14 protein-coding genes and 1 pseudogene are annotated in these 17,891 nt (G+C 51.8%); 3 read left to right on the top strand and 12 right to left on the bottom strand.

All coding sequences use genetic code 11. From position 1 onward, the window contains the following. Nucleotides 1-502: 502 nt before the first annotated feature. The 3 genes and pseudogenes from AC1IQ6_RS13385 to AC1IQ6_RS13375 all read left to right on the top strand — a co-directional run bounded on the left by AC1IQ6_RS13385 (nt 503) and on the right by AC1IQ6_RS13375 (nt 1,628). Nucleotides 503-815, top strand: a pseudogene (locus AC1IQ6_RS13385) (DUF1153 domain-containing protein). Between the two features lie 75 nt (nt 816-890). Then, nucleotides 891-1,301 (top strand): DDE-type integrase/transposase/recombinase, encoded by a 411-nt coding sequence (locus tag AC1IQ6_RS13380; RefSeq protein ID WP_485866495.1) that lies wholly within the window; start codon nt 891-893, stop codon nt 1,299-1,301. Nucleotides 1,302-1,358: 57 nt separating this feature from the next. Next, nucleotides 1,359-1,628 (top strand): integrase core domain-containing protein, encoded by a 270-nt coding sequence (locus AC1IQ6_RS13375; RefSeq protein ID WP_485866494.1) that lies wholly within the window; start codon nt 1,359-1,361, stop codon nt 1,626-1,628. Between the two features lie 354 nt (nt 1,629-1,982). Here AC1IQ6_RS13375 and AC1IQ6_RS13370 read toward each other — a convergent pair whose 3' ends face one another. From AC1IQ6_RS13370 to AC1IQ6_RS13315, 12 genes are all read right to left on the bottom strand, one after another. Continuing rightward, a complete protein-coding gene (locus AC1IQ6_RS13370) occupies nt 1,983-4,358 on the bottom strand; it encodes a hypothetical protein (protein ID WP_485866493.1) in 2,376 nt (791 codons plus the stop codon). Nucleotides 4,359-4,564: 206 nt separating this feature from the next. After that, nucleotides 4,565-7,141 carry a glycosyltransferase gene (locus AC1IQ6_RS13365; RefSeq protein ID WP_485866492.1) on the bottom strand — a complete coding sequence of 859 codons (2,577 nt, stop codon included), beginning with the start codon at nt 7,139-7,141 and terminating at the stop codon, nt 4,565-4,567. A 223-nt stretch (nt 7,142-7,364) separates the two neighbouring features. Beyond that, nucleotides 7,365-8,639 carry a UDP-N-acetyl-D-mannosamine dehydrogenase gene (gene wecC, locus AC1IQ6_RS13360; RefSeq protein ID WP_485866491.1) on the bottom strand — a complete coding sequence of 425 codons (1,275 nt, stop codon included), beginning with the start codon at nt 8,637-8,639 and terminating at the stop codon, nt 7,365-7,367. Nucleotides 8,640-8,664: 25 nt separating this feature from the next. Continuing rightward, nucleotides 8,665-9,735: a non-hydrolyzing UDP-N-acetylglucosamine 2-epimerase gene (wecB, locus tag AC1IQ6_RS13355; RefSeq protein ID WP_485866490.1), complete on the bottom strand. Its 1,071-nt coding sequence runs from the start codon at nt 9,733-9,735 to the stop codon at nt 8,665-8,667. A gap of 78 nt (nt 9,736-9,813) precedes the next feature. Then, complete coding sequence (locus AC1IQ6_RS13350; protein ID WP_485866489.1) at nt 9,814-10,470, bottom strand: ABC transporter ATP-binding protein; 657 nt, start codon at nt 10,468-10,470, stop codon at nt 9,814-9,816. Continuing rightward, complete coding sequence (locus tag AC1IQ6_RS13345; protein WP_485866488.1) at nt 10,467-11,252, bottom strand: ABC transporter permease; 786 nt, start codon at nt 11,250-11,252, stop codon at nt 10,467-10,469. Before AC1IQ6_RS13345 ends, AC1IQ6_RS13350 begins: the two co-directional genes overlap by 4 nt. Nucleotides 11,253-11,291: 39 nt before the next feature. Then, on the bottom strand, nt 11,292-12,284 hold the full coding sequence (locus AC1IQ6_RS13340) for a polysaccharide biosynthesis/export family protein (RefSeq protein WP_485866487.1): 993 nt from the start codon (nt 12,282-12,284) through the stop codon (nt 11,292-11,294). Nucleotides 12,285-12,413: 129 nt separating this feature from the next. After that, a complete protein-coding gene (locus AC1IQ6_RS13335) occupies nt 12,414-13,520 on the bottom strand; it encodes a KpsE/RkpR family capsule polysaccharide export protein (RefSeq protein ID WP_485866486.1) in 1,107 nt (368 codons plus the stop codon). A gap of 173 nt (nt 13,521-13,693) precedes the next feature. Next, nucleotides 13,694-15,322, bottom strand: a complete 1,629-nt coding sequence (locus AC1IQ6_RS13330) for an LTA synthase family protein (protein WP_485866485.1) — start codon at nt 15,320-15,322, stop codon at nt 13,694-13,696. Further along, on the bottom strand, nt 15,315-16,121 hold the full coding sequence (locus AC1IQ6_RS13325) for an SDR family NAD(P)-dependent oxidoreductase (RefSeq protein WP_102771296.1): 807 nt from the start codon (nt 16,119-16,121) through the stop codon (nt 15,315-15,317). Before AC1IQ6_RS13325 ends, AC1IQ6_RS13330 begins: the two co-directional genes overlap by 8 nt. Further along, nucleotides 16,114-17,187, bottom strand: a complete 1,074-nt coding sequence (locus tag AC1IQ6_RS13320; RefSeq protein WP_485866484.1) for a phytanoyl-CoA dioxygenase family protein — start codon at nt 17,185-17,187, stop codon at nt 16,114-16,116. Before AC1IQ6_RS13320 ends, AC1IQ6_RS13325 begins: the two co-directional genes overlap by 8 nt. A gap of 102 nt (nt 17,188-17,289) precedes the next feature. After that, nucleotides 17,290-17,790 (bottom strand): Dps family protein, encoded by a 501-nt coding sequence (locus AC1IQ6_RS13315; protein ID WP_102771297.1) that lies wholly within the window; start codon nt 17,788-17,790, stop codon nt 17,290-17,292. Nucleotides 17,791-17,891: the final 101 nt, after the last annotated feature.

Below are 17,891 nucleotides of genomic sequence, written 5' to 3'. Positions count from 1 at the left end.
GACCGCATGGCTCGTAACTCCTAAACAATAATAATGTTGAAAGCAAAGGCACCATCACCATAAGCTCATGATGAACAATGCCGGGCATTAATGCTTTGCTGGAAAGTCCGCCGGCCATTTCATGGGTCGAAATTGCTTCATCTTCCGTTTCTCTTCGTCTTTCCTCTTTTGCTCACAATTATCCGCATCAGTCCTTTTATCTGATTCACAATACCGGCTATTGTCATCATTTACAGTACGAGTGTCGCTCATGCCAGACCTCCCTGGATTCGCTCGGCCCGGGCATATTGCGCACGAGCAACTATGATGGTCTCACGAACAGCGCTTATTTCACAGATTATCTTGTGCTAGTTCAAGTGAACGATTCCTCCTTAGAGATATTTCAGGCACACTGCACAGATCGCCGTGATCAGTACGAAATCGATGTGGCGTCGATTTACAAAGGGTAATCCTATATTCACCCAGTGAAAACCCGCTCACGTCGTAATCGAGAGAATTGACGATGAGCACGAAGATGGAAGAAGACATCAAACGCTGGACAGCCAAGCGAAAAAGCACGCTGGTGCTGGACATAATTTAAGGCAAGACGATAGTGGCCGAGGCGAGCCGCCAATACAACCTGTCGCCATCGGAAGTCGAGCAGTGGGTCGATGACGGCAAGCGGGGTATGGAGCCCCCTTTTGAGCTAACCCGCAGGATGTGCGCGAGCAGTACGAGCGCCAGCTCAAAGACCTACAAAGGCGTGCGGCGAAGCGATGCTGGAGCTGCGTGCCAGAAAAAAATTGCAGCCCCTGCTGGGCGAGGACGAGAAGTGATCGAGACGATCCGCCAGGGACTGCAAGCCGAGGGCATCACCGTCTCGATTGCCAAGCCGTGTCGCTGGTTTCCGTGTGCCGCGCCGCACGGCGTACTACAAGCCGGTGAATTCCGCGCCGAAGGTTGATCCGAAATTCGCCACACCGATCAAGGCGATGATCGAGCAGTCGCCGCCGTTTGGATACCGGACTGTCGCGCACCTGCTGGGGTTCAACAAGAACACAGTGCAGCGCGTGTTCCAGTTGATGGGCTGGCAGGTTCGAAAGCCGCTGATCGGATTCAGGCCGCGGATCCAGGCGCTGCCCTCGGTGGCAACGATGCCCAACGAGCGCTGGTCCACGGATATGTGCCGGGTGTGGGCTGGCCGGGAGGGTTGGTCAACACTCGCGCTGGTGATCGACTGCCACACGCGCGAACTCTTAGGCTGGCACCTGTCTCGCAGCGGCAAGGCCTGCACCGCGGCAGCGCCTTGGAACATGCCTTGATCGCCCGCTTCGGGGCGTTGAGGCGCGTGCCGATGCCATTCCTGTTGCGCTCGGATAATGGGCTGGTGTTCACGCCGCGCAGCTACACCGCACTGGTACCCGGCTATGGGTTACGCCTGGAGTTTATCACACCGCATTGCCCTCGGCAGAAACGGTATGGTCGAGCGCGTGATCCCCACGCTCAAAGAACAGTGCGTGCATCGCTTTGAGACGATCCAACATGCTAGCCGCGTAATCGGCGACTGGATACGCTTTTACAACGACCGACGACCACACCAGGCGCTCGGCATGAACACCCCGGCTGAGACATTTGCTTTAGCCGCTTAACCTGAGCAGGTTCTGCTGGGTCAATACAAAACCAGTTTGCTATTCTTTTTAGCGAACGGTTTACGGCGGCGCGTGGATAACACCTCTTAAAACGCCTCGTCCACGAAAATACGGACAGGCTCGAGTCGTTCAACGGTCGACGGCGAGATGAATTCCTTAACGTGCACGAATTCAGCACGCAGCACGACCTACAACAAAACTGCGAGCTTGGCAGGACGACTACAACTATCATCGTCCCTACGGCTCACACGACCATCCGACCCTGCGCGAGTACGTTCAAAAGTGGCCGGTGCAACCAAAAGAGGCAACCACTCTACAATTTTAAATTATCCAATTTGCGAGGGAAAGTCATAATCAATAAAGATCTCGGATACTTCCATTTGAATCCACTGCAAACGAAATCGCGCCCCCCCCTTTCCGAGAATAACTGCATACCCATGACTCCTCCCCAATATCAGCACTTTTTACAACGCTCAATCCAGAAAATTTCAACAACTCGGACGATTCAACAAAGGCCCTAGCTGAAACATAGAATTTACCCGACCTGCACATCTTCTGAATTACTCGATTATTATTTCCCCTACGCAACTCCTTCATGAAACCAACCTCCATCGACTGAATCGATGCCCCTAAAATGCACCCGGCACCTTTTGCCAAGTCATAGCTCATATCGCCAGCCACGAATTCTTTTTCAGAGCTCCAATTTGGAGTAATAAATTGGCAAACTGGGTCCACATTTTCGGAAATTTCAATTATATCCACAATAATAACAACAAAGCTGTCGCTCACATTTATTTTGAAATATCTATAACCCGCACCCAGTCTATATTTGTTACCTTCATCGCGGTACATCCCTGGAATTCGTACGCGCACAGATGCCGCGTATTCATCCGCATCAATAATATTTACCTCTCCAGAAAGTCTAGCTGATCCACCGATATCACCTGCACACGTTAAAGGATCGCACGCTTCATCAATATTAAATCCCGGCAATAGGATTGTATTATGCTTATACGCCTCACGTCCGCTCTCCTCGATCGCCCAAGGACTTCCGTCCACATACAGATAGAAACTGGCAAAATCATAGTCTTTATTATGCGTATGATGAAGTTTCGATCCGGAAATCCAAATAGAATAATTTCTCCCCGACTTTGATTTGCCACGCAGGGCCGCACTACCAATTTGGCTAAATTCTCGCCCGGCCACTCTGGGACTAGAATCGTCAATCTTCTTATTAATGGGCAATACCTGCGCTAGGAGGGTGTACGCGTCTCCAAAAAAGGAAGGCAGCTCGTTGGTAATTTTCCCCATATCAATAAGTGTATTTCGACTTTCCCCTGGGAGAGAATTAACGATTCTCGATACACCAGGCGACCATCCCGCATCGCTACAGTCACCGAACCTGGCAAATAAGTATCCGTCATCTAAAGAACCGTACCAAAATAGATCTGCTAACTCAGAAACATCTCCGAATAGCTCCGAATAAACAGCATTTTTATCCCCCTTGGCCTCGGCCAAGATTAGGACCAAATACGGAATTAGCTCTTGGAGAACAAATTGAGCATAACTGAATCCTTCCGGATAACCGCCTTTAAGGGACTCTCGCAGGATTTTATGAAATACATCCTGAATTCTGTCAATAACTGGGTCCCCAAAATCGAAGAAATGGAGCGCTCCCATCATAAAAGTACTATAAATAACCAACCCATGGTTCGTGGATCTCCGCAACCAATGGGATACTGGCGGAAATTGAGTACTCAAGAGTTCCTTTGCATCAACCATTGGAATCAGCCATTGGAGTCCATGAGAATTGAATTTGTCGCGCCAAATTCCATTAGCTACGTTTCCAAGACCACATAGTATACCGAAGGCACCTGGCAAATAGCCATTAGACCAATTATTTCTCTCCCATGCACCACTCTGTGGAAAATAATCTCCACTTGGTCTCCAATATGGCCAGCTTAGCAATGCGTTACGCATCAGATCGCTAAATTCGCGGACATCAGCTTGAAGAATGCCATCGTCGTCTGTATGAAATTTCAGAGAAACTGCGGTAAAAAGTGCCGCCTGATAAATCAATTGTGCAGTTCGCTCCCACCGAAGAACAAACTGAGGAGATGCCCCACAGACCACATGCCTACGCGATAGTTCGCAATTCTGAAATGATACATAATTGAAGCCTTCTAATCCCATAGTCTGCAGCTGAACAACTCCTACTTTCCCCTCTCGGCATGCGATGCTGAACTGTTCGCGCCCAGCCCCTGGAGCTACTTCGCGGATTTCTTCAGAGTTAACGCAAAAATAATATATTCCTCGAATGCGCCGAACAGATAAATTAAATAATCCATTTTTACTGATCGACGTCAGTTCCCGTCCGCCGATCAATATACTTATCGAACTATCTTCACGCAACGTACACTCGGCCACACAACAACCGAAGTGAACTATGAGTTCAGATGCCATTTCCGGCTCAAAATATATTTCTGCGTAATAACCCTCGACGCTATCATGGTTATTAATACTAGGGTTAATAGATTCACCTGCGTTCAACTTAAATGCATGAATCTCTGGATATCCATGCGTCGGCATAAAGGGCAAATTAAATCCCACCGGAGAGCTTGGGCGGATGATAGAGTTGATGCGCTCTCTCGTCTTACGCAGCATTTCTCGGACACGCTGCGGTTGTTCTTCGCAAATTTTTCGGACCTGATCTTTGTCAATAATTTTCATAGTCGTCACAGCTTATAGCAGTTTTTCGTTGATCTGAGCACTCAATACTGCTGTAGTGTTCACAATAAAATTATAGTGTTAATTGCCGATTGCACGTCGGGCCAAAAAAAAAGCCGTAACTTGCAGTCTACGGCGTATTTTTTAAAGTTAAGGCGAATCAGATCAAACTATACGAATTTATTTAAAATAGCACGCTAAGAAACAATTCAAATTCTAGCAATATGGCTTCTCAAAACCACGGAATTAAGATTCGAAAATATAGTGTCCTTCGAGTATTTCCGGATTATGTAATTCCGATTTTCACTACAAAGTTGCTCACGATTTTCGGCAGACATGTTATTTAATCGCATCACAGTATCAGCAGCGTCAGTCGTGTTTCTAACGACCCACCACTTCGGATAAATCTGATCAGCACTGTTCCAGGGCCACACAATCGGCACGCATCCACTCAAAACACCATCAGCAACCGCATAATGAAAAGACTCAGAGTCAGACGGAGAAAGAACATAATCGATGTTCTCATACCATTGAGCGACGTCATTCCCCCATGGATAGAATATAACGCGATCTCGCAACACGGAATTTTCGTCAATCCTGCGGTACAACTCCTCATAATATGAGAGCTCGGCTTTTCTCCCTGGCGCGTGCATAAAGGGCAAAGCTTCCGGCCTATGGCCCTTTATATGCAAATAGGCGTCGACTCCGCGATCACACAACTCGAGCAGCAAGTCTATTGCGCGATCAAAACGCTTAGTTTGGGGCACAATACCGACCATGCCCAATTGGACCGACGACTGATCCTCGTACTGCCGATCAAGCTGAAACTGATCGTCCAGTACAAAATTTGGTATAACTTCGGTCTTTTCTAGTGGCCAACCCCACAACCGCACAGCCTCATCGCGCACCCATTCTGACACAAAGATAAATTTCGTGACGTTATCATGCGCAATTTTGGCCCCGAACTTCCTAGCCTTGTTCCGAACTTCCTGCGCATGCACTCGAATAAACAATGGTTTCTTTAAATGATTATTTTGCGAATACCAAACTGCGTTAGCTAAGCCCCATTCGCAAAAGATGATATCCGACGATTCCAAGCATGCTCTGGATTTCATCTCATTCAAGGGTTCTCCCCATTGCCACTGATCGACAATCACCGAATATCCATCCGCTTTCAATGTTGACGCGTACGGATAGATAAACTTAAAGTCGTGTGCTGCAAAACAAATGGCAGTGCGTTCGCGATTGCTATTAGAGGAAAGCGCAGGAATTTCCGCCTTGACGCGATCCACGATTGAGTCCATGCCGTGCCGATACTTAACCCTATCCGACAAAGCGTTGCCAGCGAAATCCGGAGCGTCTGCCTTTAACACTCGATCTAGATCAGAACCATCTGAAATGTAGTACGGGTAATTATTGCCGAGCAATTCTTTATTAATATCGCTCGGATAGCATATTGCCCGGCCGCCTGCCGCCACCATTTCCACGAGCTTGGTAGAAACCTCCAAAGTAGCATCTTCGAAGATAGCAGGGCGAAAACACCAAACGAAATCCATCGCTTTCATCAAATTGATCGAAGCATCACGGTTCAAATCTGTATAGTGCTTCGCTCCAAGCGCCATAAAGCGCGCAAGCAGTCCGTTTCGGAATTTTCCCCCGTCGCCCCGAGGGCCAGAAATTCTATTAGCGACGATATGCAATTCGACAGATGTTCCCACCCTCTGTTGATATCCCTCGACCCAATCCAGTAACTCCGTAATTCCCCATAGCGGAGTAATTTTTCCTGAATAGCCAATTCTGATTCGTCCCTTGTCGATCGGGCGAGGCCGCGAGTAGGTCAACGAAGATGGAATCGGTGGTGGAATAAGCGAAGCTACAAAATTCCGCTTTACTAGTCCCCTAATAGCCCGCTCAACCTGGCTCGTCTGGCACAGCATTCGCCCTGCCTGTGTAGTTACAACTTTCAGGCCTGCGACTTTCGCCTTATCAAATTCGACCTTGCCGTCGCATATTTCATAGAAATCTGTTATGTAGGCTCCAACCCGCCCGTACAGTTGCTTGGTGTCTAACATACTTAACGCGGCGTCCAAGCCGCGAACAACAACTAGCCTCAACATCGGCAGAAGCAAATCAATGCGACGAACGATATCAGCGGCCGATTCATGTGTTAGTTCGCCTTGTATTCCAAGCGAAGAAGGCGAAAGAATAGTAACATTATCTCTGTTCTCGATATTTGACAAAATTATGTCACTTGTAGGATCCACCTTCAACAATAGAATTACTTTACCCATCTTCGCCAAGATGGTGGTTATCGACGACAACCATATCGAAGAGCCGTCAACTATATTGGGACTAATCGGCGCATGAACTACATACATTACGTCTTTATGGCCGGCTAATACATTGACCAACGGATCGATCTGAGGCGCCATGCCCCCTTTTTTCGTTGCCACCATAGCAGACTGTTTTCGAGCCTTCCCAATTTGCTGCACCATTGGTTCTAAGACGACTCGATCGATATTGAGATAACGCGGCAATACGCATTTGAAATTCAACATTAGCCATTCACGAGCAACATCGATCTTCAAACTCTGATATTGAACAATGCCACCATCAGGCTTCTTATGTCCACCGCCAAAATAAAAATAAGGGCCAATTTCGTCGGAATAGTTTATTCCTAATTCTGCAGCAGCTTTGGCCGTCGCTTTTTTTCGCGACATTTTCACGGATACATGCATGCCTTTCCGTCGGGAGAACAAAAGCGCATCCGAATGCTCGATTCTCACTCGAAACTCCCCAACAGGAATATTCTTAAAATACACGGAGTGAGAACTTTTCCTGTTGATGCAGATCGCTACCTCATTTCCGACTCCCGAAAAGCTAGCGCGCCCCAGTTTTCGCATTAGCGACATATACTGATGTTGCACTAGACTATCAAACTTGGATCCAAAAAATGACACAATAGCTCCGATGCCGATTTAATTCGTTATTTTATTACTTAGATATTGCCTATTCGAACACGCCTCTTGTGTCAATAATTAACTTATCATTCAGAGAAGCAGCATAATCTTGTATAAATTCTTGATGATTTACCAACATCACAATGATGTTTGACTTGGTCAATCCTTCGTCGAATGAAACTAGGGATGTATCAAGCGCGATGAGAGTATTCGGCAATTCTTGAATATTCGGTTCAATAGCCATCACTTGACCTGGGTAGCGTTGGCTCAGATCTTGCGTGATGTGCAAGGCCGGGCTCTCCCTAAGATCGTCGATATTGGGCTTGAATGCGAGGCCGAAGCATCCGATTCTCACGGCAGAAACTGAAATACTCTTTTCTTCCGCGTACTTTTTGACTGCCGCCTCTACCTTATCAATGACCCAATTAGGCTTGCCATCATTTACAAGTCTAGCCGTGTGCATTAATTTCGCCTCCTCCGGCGTCTTGCTTATGATGAACCATGGGTCCACGGCAATACAATGCCCTCCCACACCTGGACCCGGCTCTAGAATACTCACTCTCGGATGCTTGTTAGCCAATTTAATCAGCTCCCAGACATTGATATTTAAGCGATCGCAAATCAGTGAGAGCTCATTAGCGAATGCAATATTGACGTCGCGGTAGGCATTTTCAGTGAGCTTGCACATTTCCGCAGTGCGTGCGTTGGTGATATGGCAGAATCCCTGGACAAATATTTTGTACAACGCCGCAGCCTTCGCCGAGCATTTATCAGTCATACCGCCGATCACACGATCATTTTCGATAAGCTCGTGCATAACACGGCCAGGCAGAACACGTTCAGGGCAATATGCAATAGAAATATCTGCCGAAGCACCAACTTGATGTGGAAAGGATAAATCTGGCCGAGACTCAGCAAGCCAACTTGCCAAGTCTTCTGTTGCACCAACGGGCGAGGTAGACTCAAGAACAACCAGGTCGCCCTTTTTTAGTACAGGTGCTATGGCCTTAGCCGCTGATTCTATATACGAGCAGTCCGGCTCATGGTCATTTTTAAAGGGAGTAGGAACTGCTATCAGAAATGCGTCTGCTGGCTCAGGCCTCATCGTTGCCTTAAGGTACCCTTCCGATACCACAGCATGAACAACAATATCCAATTCCGGTTCAACAATATGAATGCGCCCCTCATTAATCGTATTTACAGCAACGGGATTAACATCGACTCCGGTTACCTTTATCTTACGTGAGGCGAAGGCAGCAGCAGTTGGAAGGCCGATATATCCAAGGCCAACGACACAAACAGAGTCGAATTTGATTTCATTCATGATAATATTTAATTAAACAATATATTTAGTCGACCAATTTTTCGATTATTCGAAGACACGCATTCCCATCGCCGTACGGATTCTTTGCATGGCTCATCGTGCTGTACGCACATTCTGATTCAAGTAATAGTGAAACAGAAGACACAATCTCTGTACGATTCGTACCGACGAGTTTCACCGTTCCGGCTTCGACCGCTTCTGGACGCTCTGTATTATTGCGCAGCAATAGTACTGGTTTGCCAAGAGCTGGGGCCTCTTCTTGAATCCCTCCAGAATCTGTCAATATAATATGACTCTTCGTCATAATATGGACAAAAGGCAAGTAATCGAGCGGTTCACACAAATGTACGTTCGAAAGGTTTGATAGCAGATTTCGCGCAGGCCCCCTGACATTTGGGTTCATATGCACAGGATAGACGAAATCAACCTCCGGAAACTTGACCGACAGCTCTGCAATTGCGCTAAAAATTTCCGTGAAGCCTTTTCCAAAATTTTCTCGTCGATGAGCCGTAATCAAGATTTTCTTCGAAGTTGGCCTCATTTTGGCGAAACCAGGCCAAAGATTTTCTTCGACTGCAAACGAAGCTTCTAGCTTATCTTTCACCCAGAACAGGGCATCGATCACGGTATTACCCGTAATCACAATGTTCGCGTCTGGCACGTCCTCTCGAAGCAGATTATTCTTCGCTATTTCTGTCGGAGCAAAGTGCCACCGCGCCAGTGTTCCAATCAGACGCCGATTTGCTTCTTCAGGCCATGGCGAATAAATATCTCCAGTTCGCAAACCTGCTTCAATATGAGCCACGGGTATTCTATTATAATATGCCGACAACGCGGCAGAGAAAGATGTGGTTGTGTCACCGTGCACAAAAACCAAATCAGGCTTAAACTCCTTCAACACCACATCAATTCGCGCAATTATCTCCGAAGTGATATTGGGAAGAGTTTGGCCGGGCCTCATTATATCCAAATCGAAATCAGGAGAAATTTCAAATAAATTTAACACCTGATCAAGCATCTCTCGATGCTGCGCCGTGACGCAAGTACTTACGATAAAGCGCGAATCAGATTGAAACGCTTTGACCAACGGTGCCATTTTTATCGCTTCTGGGCGCGTTCCAAATACCAATAATACTCGCACTAAAAACTCCGATAGATAGATAGATAGATAGGCTTATGCCTGACTATATGCAGCTATGCCCTCTTCGACGTCGTCGAAACGCGTAAGTCGACCATCCTTAAGCAAAATAACCATGTCACACATCGACCGAACCTGACTCATCCCATGAGTAACCAGTAAAATATTGGCTCTATTAATTTTTTGTTGAAATGCATTCGCCGCCTTTTTTTTAAAATGTGCGTCCCCAACGGACATCGCCTCGTCAACCAAATAATAGTCAAAATCAAAAGCGAGACTTAGGCCAAAACCCAATCGTCCTCTCATTCCAGAGGAATATGTATTTACCGGTTGATCGAAATAGGCTCCGACGTCTGCAAACTCTTCGACGTATGCGATGACTTCCTTCATTCGGCTGCCTTCAGCGCCATATACTCGGGCTACAAATTTCACGTTTTGTCTCCCAGTCATTGACCCCTGGAAGCCACCAGACAAGCCGACCGGCCATGAAATTGATTTATTCGTTATTATTTTTCCGGAATCCGGCGTATCTTGCCCGCCCAACAATCGCATTAGAGTAGATTTTCCGGCACCGTTACGGCCAATAATGGCGACGTTTTTATTCCCGGGGATTTCCATAGATAGATCACGGAACACATACTTTCTACCGCCGGTAGTGCGATACGACTTGGTTACCGAATCCAATTTAATCATATTGCCACCAGTTGTTCGCGCCGCAACCGATACAACACAATCCCGAGAAATAGCACTACAACCGCTATAGCGGCAGGATAGCTGGCGCGCACTCCATTGACTTGCGGATAATGAAGAAAGGTAGCTTCTCGAATTCCATCAATAAGATGAAGAAATGGATTCCACCAAATCCATTCACGCATTCTAAGGGGCAACACCCAAACGGGGAGGATTACGCACGAAATAAAATACAAGGGCATAAACAATATTTTAATAAACCCTTTTAGCTCCGGCATCGCTTCGCCAATCGTGCAGAATATAAGCGCCAAACCTAACGACAGCATAATTCCTATGAGCATCATCATTCCCCATTTAAGTGGGAAATGAATCGCGACGTCATAGCCCCCCCAAAATCCAAGAGCGAAGATTATGGCCATATACACACACGCCATTAGCACTGACTCCACTATTGTCCGCGCCAATATGGTGTCAATTGGTTTAATTTGTCGATAAGCAAAAAGAGCTTTGTTCGCAGCAACTGCCTCCATTCCCTTTAACACGATGTTCTTAAACAATAAGAATGGAATGATGCCAGTCGCCAGAAACATTGGAAGAGGTGGGCCATAATTCATTTGCCCCCTAACCAATGAAAATATTGTCAGCAAGACGGTGATATGCGCCAGTGGCTCAAAAATAAACCAGAACGCACCAAGACGATTCGCCCCAAATCTACCACGGACTTCGCGAATAATAAGAGCAAACAGTACCGCGCGTACTATTTTGAATGAACCTCTTTTTTTCATCAGTCTTTAATACCTAAATATACTAAGCGCCGATTAATTTTATAGGCCTTCAATAGTTCTGCCCAACATCAGCACTTGCACGATCGGAGAAATGATTTTCTGCCACTCGTAAACTGCGGCGTTGGTGACGTAGATTGCATCTTCCGGATTGACCAAAAACTGCCTTGCCAGGAACATCGCGGCAGGCTCTTTCAGATTCAACCTAAAAACCTGTGCATGTGCCCTTGTTTCTCCAGTAGTGGAAGCTTTGTCTTCCACAAGACGAAATACAAAAACTCCCGCAGCGTCAGCTTTTGCTTCATTCAGTCCTTTCACGCTGCCAAGCACCTCTAACAAACTCGGATTACTGGACGGCAAGTCATGCAATCCGGGATCCCCCACCGCGCCCATTGCGACGAAACGCTTTCGAGCACGTTCCAGAACCACTTCGGCCCCCGGTGGCAACACATGATTCTTGCCAGAAAGAAGATCCTCGTAGTTGAATTGGTAGGATTTATTTCCAGTTCTAACTACTACGCGGATCAGATGCGGCTCCAACACGGGGCCACCAGCCCTATTGATGGCATCCAGCAAGGTTAATGGGCCCTCAAGAGCAGAAAACCTGCCTGGAGCTTTTACCGCCCCGACAACCAATACGGAGCCCGACAAATCTCCTGTTAACGAGACCTGAACCTGTGGATCGCTAGCGATGCCTTTAAGTTTTTTTCGAATCAGACCTTCCACTTCGTTGGGCGTCTTGGCGGAAATTTTTTCACGCCCAATATAAGGTAGCGATATTGTGCCTTTACTATCAATTCGGACGTTTTCAAAAACGGTCCCACCCGAGGCCAACGGCGCGAAGACCGCACCGTCAATTGCCGAATCTGCAACCATGACTCGCAAAACATCACCTGGGACCAAGCGAATGTCGGGAACAGAGGGCAAAGCTACCGCGCTGCTCAGCACTGATTCCGGGGGCCTCATATAAGGTCCGATTGTCTGCGCACTCAAATCGATCAATGTGTAGCCTTGATTCTCGGCGTTGTTGGCCACGGCGTGACGTGAGGGCCCGGCCGAAGACAGCAAGCTACCGCAGCCAGCCAAGAGCAACGGTATGCAGAGGGCTAATGCTCGTACATAAAAGCGAGAGAAAAGTGCATCCATTGTGAAAATAGCCAAGAGTTAATCGCGGTGGTCTTCAATTGTGGCGATCACGAATCGTGCAATCCCGTACAAGAGCAACAACGCAATGAATAGAGTTACTAGGTTATAGATGCGTTCTGGGTATATGGCCTTGTCAGGCGCATTTGGGGAAACCACAGTCACCAGGCTTCGTAACTTTTTGCTCGCCTCGATTCGTGCAGATTCCACTGAACTCACCGCGAACTTATAAGCTTCTTCCGCTATCGCGGCATCGATCGTCAAATTCCGGTAACGTGACGCCACGACGTTTAGTTTGTCGCCACCCTTCTGCGACACAAGCCGCTGTGTCTCGACGGCCAGTTGCTGTTCGAGTGCGCGAATTCGATTGCGCTGTTGTCGCACTTGCGGAGTGTCGGCATCCAAGGTTGCAGACAGTTTTTTGAGAACAGTTCTCTCTTTGGTGAGGCTAGCCTCCAATTCAGCAATAATTTCTGCACGCGCCTTTGCAGTCGCTTCAGCATCCAGAAGGTTATTATTGCTTTGAAAAGCCAGCATATCTTCGCGACGCTCTTCATAAACGGCCCTCGCTTTGGCCAGTTCACTCTGAGCAAATGTCATCTGCTCGCGCGCCATCCGATGCGACAACTCGTTCACGAATCGTTCGCTTTCACCCAACATGACTTTAAGAGTTTTTTCCGCGAAGGCGGAATCAAAAGCCTGAACGCTAACGCTGAGCAGCCCAGTTTGCTCATCAAAATGGGCGCTTACCATGCGGCGATAGTATTCCAGCAAGTCTTCTTGCGCTGCGTCGCTTGAAAGCCAAAACAACGGGTCATGCCACCGTCCAGCATAATGTGCTGACCAGTCCAGCTTGCTCTGCAACACGTTCAGCATATCTTGGGACGTCAAAAACTCGCGCAAATACAGAGTTTCTTCACGAGATGTGGGGTTCAGTCCACTGAGCATGACCGCCAGCCCCGGAACCTGCGGCGCTTCATTATTTCCAACCTGACGTACGGCGACTTGCGCCAAGCTGACGTAACGATCCAACGCGAAAATGCTGTAGTAAATAATCGCCAGAGCAAGCGGAATCCCTACAAGCCATACGAAAAGACGTTTCGACTTTAGTTTTTCAAAATTTATCATTAATATTAAAAACCCTACAAAATGAGTCTAATTCACGCCTTTTTGTAGATGTCGGCTTCCTTTCGTTCGTGTGATGGTTGCAAGCGCCAAGATTGTACTTGTATTTAAATTGGACACGGTTACATGAGCTTTGTAATAAGTTACTATACTAGTCTAAATATTTCTTGTTGTGCCTACGCGGAATTGGGCACGAGGTCGAAGCGTAGAGCCCGGCCCAATAAGGCTGAGGCATTCAGGTAGGCACATCCCAGAGTATCGGCACACTGAGGAAAAAGCCGCCTCGTTCCTCCTTGATCTTGCCGCCACACCACATAGTCAGCCTTTCCCTCACTTTCACCCAACTCCGCATACACCCCCGGCATGATCGGCACATGATCCCCAAAGATGCACAACGAAGCCGGCCTGCCCCGCCCCATCAGCACCTCCCTCACCCTCCCAAACATCGCATCCGCATTGCGCAGATGCCGCGCATAGGCCACCAGGTCCCGGCAGCCGTCCGGCATCGGTCCCTTGAACACGTCCGCCACATCCGCCTCATCCACGCTCTCCCAATGCAGCGGTCCATGGTTCTCCATGGTGATCACGTGCAGATACAAGGGTTGGTCTGATTCCTGTTGCAGCATGTGAGCGATGTAATCGCCCAGCGCCCTGTCCCCCACGTAGGGGCCGTCCCGTCTGGCGTGCTGGAAAGCTTCGATGCCGATGAATTCGTCGAATCCCAGCAGCGGCAGGACCTTGTCCCTCCGGTAGAAGCTGCGGTGGTACGGATGGACGCAGACGGTGCGGTAGCCCAGCGACTTGAGGTATGACGCGATCGTCGGAAAGCCCTGGCCGGCCAGTCTGCGGTAGGGGTTGTATTGGTGGATGCCCAGTTCGTCCGGCCCCATGCCCGACAGGAAGGCGAATTCGGTGCGTACGGTGTTGGCGCCCCAGGCCGGGACTTTCAATTGGCCGTGGGCGATGGCTTCGGATTTGAGCTGGTCGAAGTTGGCCAGGATGTCTTCGCGCAGGATCTGGGGATAGGCGCGGCGGGCGTCGAAGAAGGACTCGCTCTGGATGACGACGAGGTCGGGCAGCGGGTCCGGCAGGACGTCCGGGGGTTTGGCGTTGGCGAACGGGGCGCGGTTGCGCAGGTCTGCGGTGGGCTGGCGTTCGGCGCGGCCGTAGGCCCAGAGGGCCGCGATCAGGCCCAGGCGGCGCAGGTCGTTGCAGGCGTCGAAGCTGACGGGGTTGCGCCTGCCCGCAAGCACGGCCAGGGCCAGGCCGGCGATGGCCAGCGCGGCGGTGTGGGCGAAGAACGGGATGAGCGGCGCGGTGGGATCGAACAGGTGTTCCTGGGGCAGTTCAACGAACGATACCAGCCACAGGCCGGCGCCCGCGGTGACGGAGTCTTCCAGCGCCAGTCCGGCCCACAGGGCGGCGCCGTACCCTCCTCCGGCGGCCAACGCCCGCGCCAGGCCGAAGAACGGCAAATACAGGCGGGGATGCTTGATGGCGTCGGTGAAGTATTCGAAGTCGGGGTAGACGAAGGGTTCGCGCAGCGCGTGGTATTTGGCGTTGTTGACCAGGACGATGAGGAGCTGGATGGCCAGGACGTTGGCGACGGCGAAGTACGGGCGCCGGAACAGGGCGAGTTCGAGCGCGAAGGCCAGGGTCCAGACGCCGAGGTGCGCGCCCAGCGCGGCCGCGGGCCGGCGCCACGGGGCGACGGGGCGCGGCACGAGCAGAGTTTCGATAGCCCAGGTGAGCGCCAGTCCTATCAGGTAAGGCGGCAGCAGCGGGATCCAGAAGGCTTCAATCACCGTAGCCCAGCCTTTTCAGTATCCAGCCGGATACCGCGGGGTGGATGACGGAGAGCAGGAAGCATCCCAGGTTCAGCGGGAAGGGAAAGCTGATGCGGGCGCGGTTGGCCTGCAGGCCACGGCGGATGACGCGGGCGGCTTTGTCGGCTTTCCAGAGGAAAGGCTTGGGGCCCGGCATGTCGAAACACATCTGGGATTCGACGTAGCCGGGCATGACGACGTTGAAGCGGATGCCCTCGGCGTCCAGGGCGTCGCGCATGGCTTCGCCGTAGGCTTTGACGGCGGCTTTGCTGGCGCTGTAGCTGGGGGTTTCGGGCAGGCCGCGCCAGGCCGCCAGCGAGCTGATGAGGGCGATCTGGCCGTGGCCGCGCCTGCGCATGGCGGGCAGCGCGCCGTGCACGGTGGCGAATACGGCTTTGACGTTGACGTCGAGCAGGCGGTGCACGTCGCGCCATTGTTCGCCTTGCTGCTGCGGGCCGGTGTTGATGTTGACGCCGGCGTTGGCGATGACGAGTTCGGGCATTTCGGCTTCGCACACGTCGGCCAGCCAGGCCATCAGCGCGTCATGGTCGCGCACGTCGAGTTCGTGGGTCAGGACGCGCGCGCCCAGCGCCTGGCAGGCGGCGCGCAGTTCCTGCAGGCGGTCGGCGTTGCGCCCCTGCAGGATCAGGGTCTTGGCGCCGGCGGAGGCGTATTCGAGCGCCAGGGCGCCGCCTATGCCGCCGGTGGCGCCGGTGATCAGGACGCAGCGGGGGAAACCGGGTTCGCGGGTTTCGGCACGGGGGTGGACGCTATTCATGGCCAGTATCGGTAGGCGCGACGCGGCGCCACGGGTTGCGGCGCAGGCCCAGGGCTTCGCCCAGGTCGCGGGCGCGCCAGTAGAGCGGCACGGTCCTGCCCTTCAGGCCGGGCAGGCCCTGGAGGTCCCAGCCGGTCCAGGGCAGGAAGGGGTTGCGGCGGCCGTAGCCCCAGATTTCGATGCGGGTGGACGAATGGCGGCTTGCGCCGCGGGCGTGGAAGCCGGAGGTGTCGGCGACGACCAGGGTGTTTTTCTTGACGGCGAAGGCCCGCGGCTCGGGGTAGCCCATGCGGCGCAGCGCGGTGCGCGAGACGCGCAGCGAGCCGCGTGCGCTCATGCGGTCGAGCGTGCAGGCGTCGATGGACTGGCGGCGCAGCCAGGCGAGCCTGCGGCGGTTGATGCGGTGCGAGCCGGGCACGTAGACGAAAGGCCCCTCTTCCGCGCCCACGTCGTTCAGGAACAGCCAGGCTTTCACGGTGGGATGGAAGGTGTCGGAATGCAGCTGCAGCTGCGGGTCGGCAGGCGCCGGGCGCGCGTGCGCCAGGATGGTCTGCAGGTAGTTCATGGGATGGCAGCGGAACGACCCCGCATAGCTGAGCAGCCCCAGCCATTGTTCGCCTTGCAGCAGCTGGCGCGTGGCCGGCATGTGTTTGAGCGCGCCGGCGTCCAGCGACATGCGGCGGGTGATGGCGTCGCCCTGCTCCATTTCCCGCACCTGGCCGGCGGCGCTGGCCAGTTCCCGTTCGACGGCGGCCAGGGTGGCCGCGGGCAGGAAATCGGGCTTGAGGATGAAGCCGTCGCGGTCGAAATCGCTACGGTCCTGTTCGTCCAGGAGGTGGGCCAGGCGTTTACGGCGACTGTCGGCCAGCCGCTGCGCCAGCCGCACGCGGGCGATGTGCAGGCCGGCGCGGTTCAGCCTGCGGCTGCCGAGGATGGGATTGTCTTTGAAGGATTTGGCTTCGGTCGCCAGCGCCAGCACCCACACCGGCGCGCAGAGCCAGCGCAGCCAGTGCGCGGCGGATGGGAAGGTGGCAGAAGGTGGCGTCTGGGGCGTTTTCTTTGGCACGTCGCATAGACATGGCCGCCTCTCGGCGGCCATTGTCGGGGTTCACAAAGATCCGGCCGTCGGTAAGGACGGCCGGCCATTGTAAGCGAATCGCACCAAATTTTATTGAAGCAGGCTGCGCAGCATCCATGCGTTCTTTTCATGCACGTCCAGGCGCTGGGTCAGCAGGTCGGCCGTGGGCTGATCGTTGGCGGCGTCGGCCTTCTCGAAGGCGGCGCGCGCGGTCTTGGCGACGGATTCGTTGGCGGTGACCAGCAGGCGCACCATTTCCAGGGCCTCGGGCACGGCATCCGGCTCGGAGATGGACGAGAGCTTGCTGAATTCGCGGTAGGTGCCGGGCGCGTAGTGGCCCAGTGCGCGGATGCGTTCGGCGATGCTGTCGAGCGCGTTCCACTCTTCGGTGTACTGGGTCATGAACATCAGGTGCAGCGTGTTGAACATGGGTCCCGTGACGTTCCAGTGGAAGTTGTGCGTCATCAGGTACAGCGTGTACGAGTCGGCCAGCAGTTTGGACAGTTCGCCTGCGACGGCGGCGCGGTCCTTGTCCGAGATACCGATGTTGATGCGCGGAACGCTGGAGGTCTTCTTGGGGGACTTGGCCATTGCTAACTCCTGTTGGTGAAATTGCAAAACAAGAATACCACTGCGGGGATGATGATTTGCGGCAAAGTTGAGCGCCGGCGCCGTCAGGCGCGGCAGGTGTT

Source organism: Achromobacter sp. MUI-25009338 (genome assembly GCF_057359325.1).
This window is presented reverse-complemented; position numbering and strand designations above follow the sequence as displayed.

Coding starts and splice junctions, on each gene's coding strand:
- AC1IQ6_RS13375 (WP_485866494.1), top strand. CDS start 1,359: ATGGGCTGGTGTTCACGCCGCGCAGCTACACCGCACTGGTACCCGGCT.
- AC1IQ6_RS13370 (WP_485866493.1), bottom strand. CDS start 4,358: ATGAAAATTATTGACAAAGATCAGGTCCGAAAAATTTGCGAAGAACAA.
- wecC (WP_485866491.1), bottom strand. CDS start 8,639: ATGAATGAAATCAAATTCGACTCTGTTTGTGTCGTTGGCCTTGGATAT.
- wecB (WP_485866490.1), bottom strand. CDS start 9,735: ATGGCACCGTTGGTCAAAGCGTTTCAATCTGATTCGCGCTTTATCGTA.
- AC1IQ6_RS13350 (WP_485866489.1), bottom strand. CDS start 10,470: ATGATTAAATTGGATTCGGTAACCAAGTCGTATCGCACTACCGGCGGT.
- AC1IQ6_RS13345 (WP_485866488.1), bottom strand. CDS start 11,252: ATGAAAAAAAGAGGTTCATTCAAAATAGTACGCGCGGTACTGTTTGCT.
- AC1IQ6_RS13335 (WP_485866486.1), bottom strand. CDS start 13,520: ATGATAAATTTTGAAAAACTAAAGTCGAAACGTCTTTTCGTATGGCTT.
- AC1IQ6_RS13325 (WP_102771296.1), bottom strand. CDS start 16,121: ATGAATAGCGTCCACCCCCGTGCCGAAACCCGCGAACCCGGTTTCCCC.
- AC1IQ6_RS13315 (WP_102771297.1), bottom strand. CDS start 17,790: ATGGCCAAGTCCCCCAAGAAGACCTCCAGCGTTCCGCGCATCAACATC.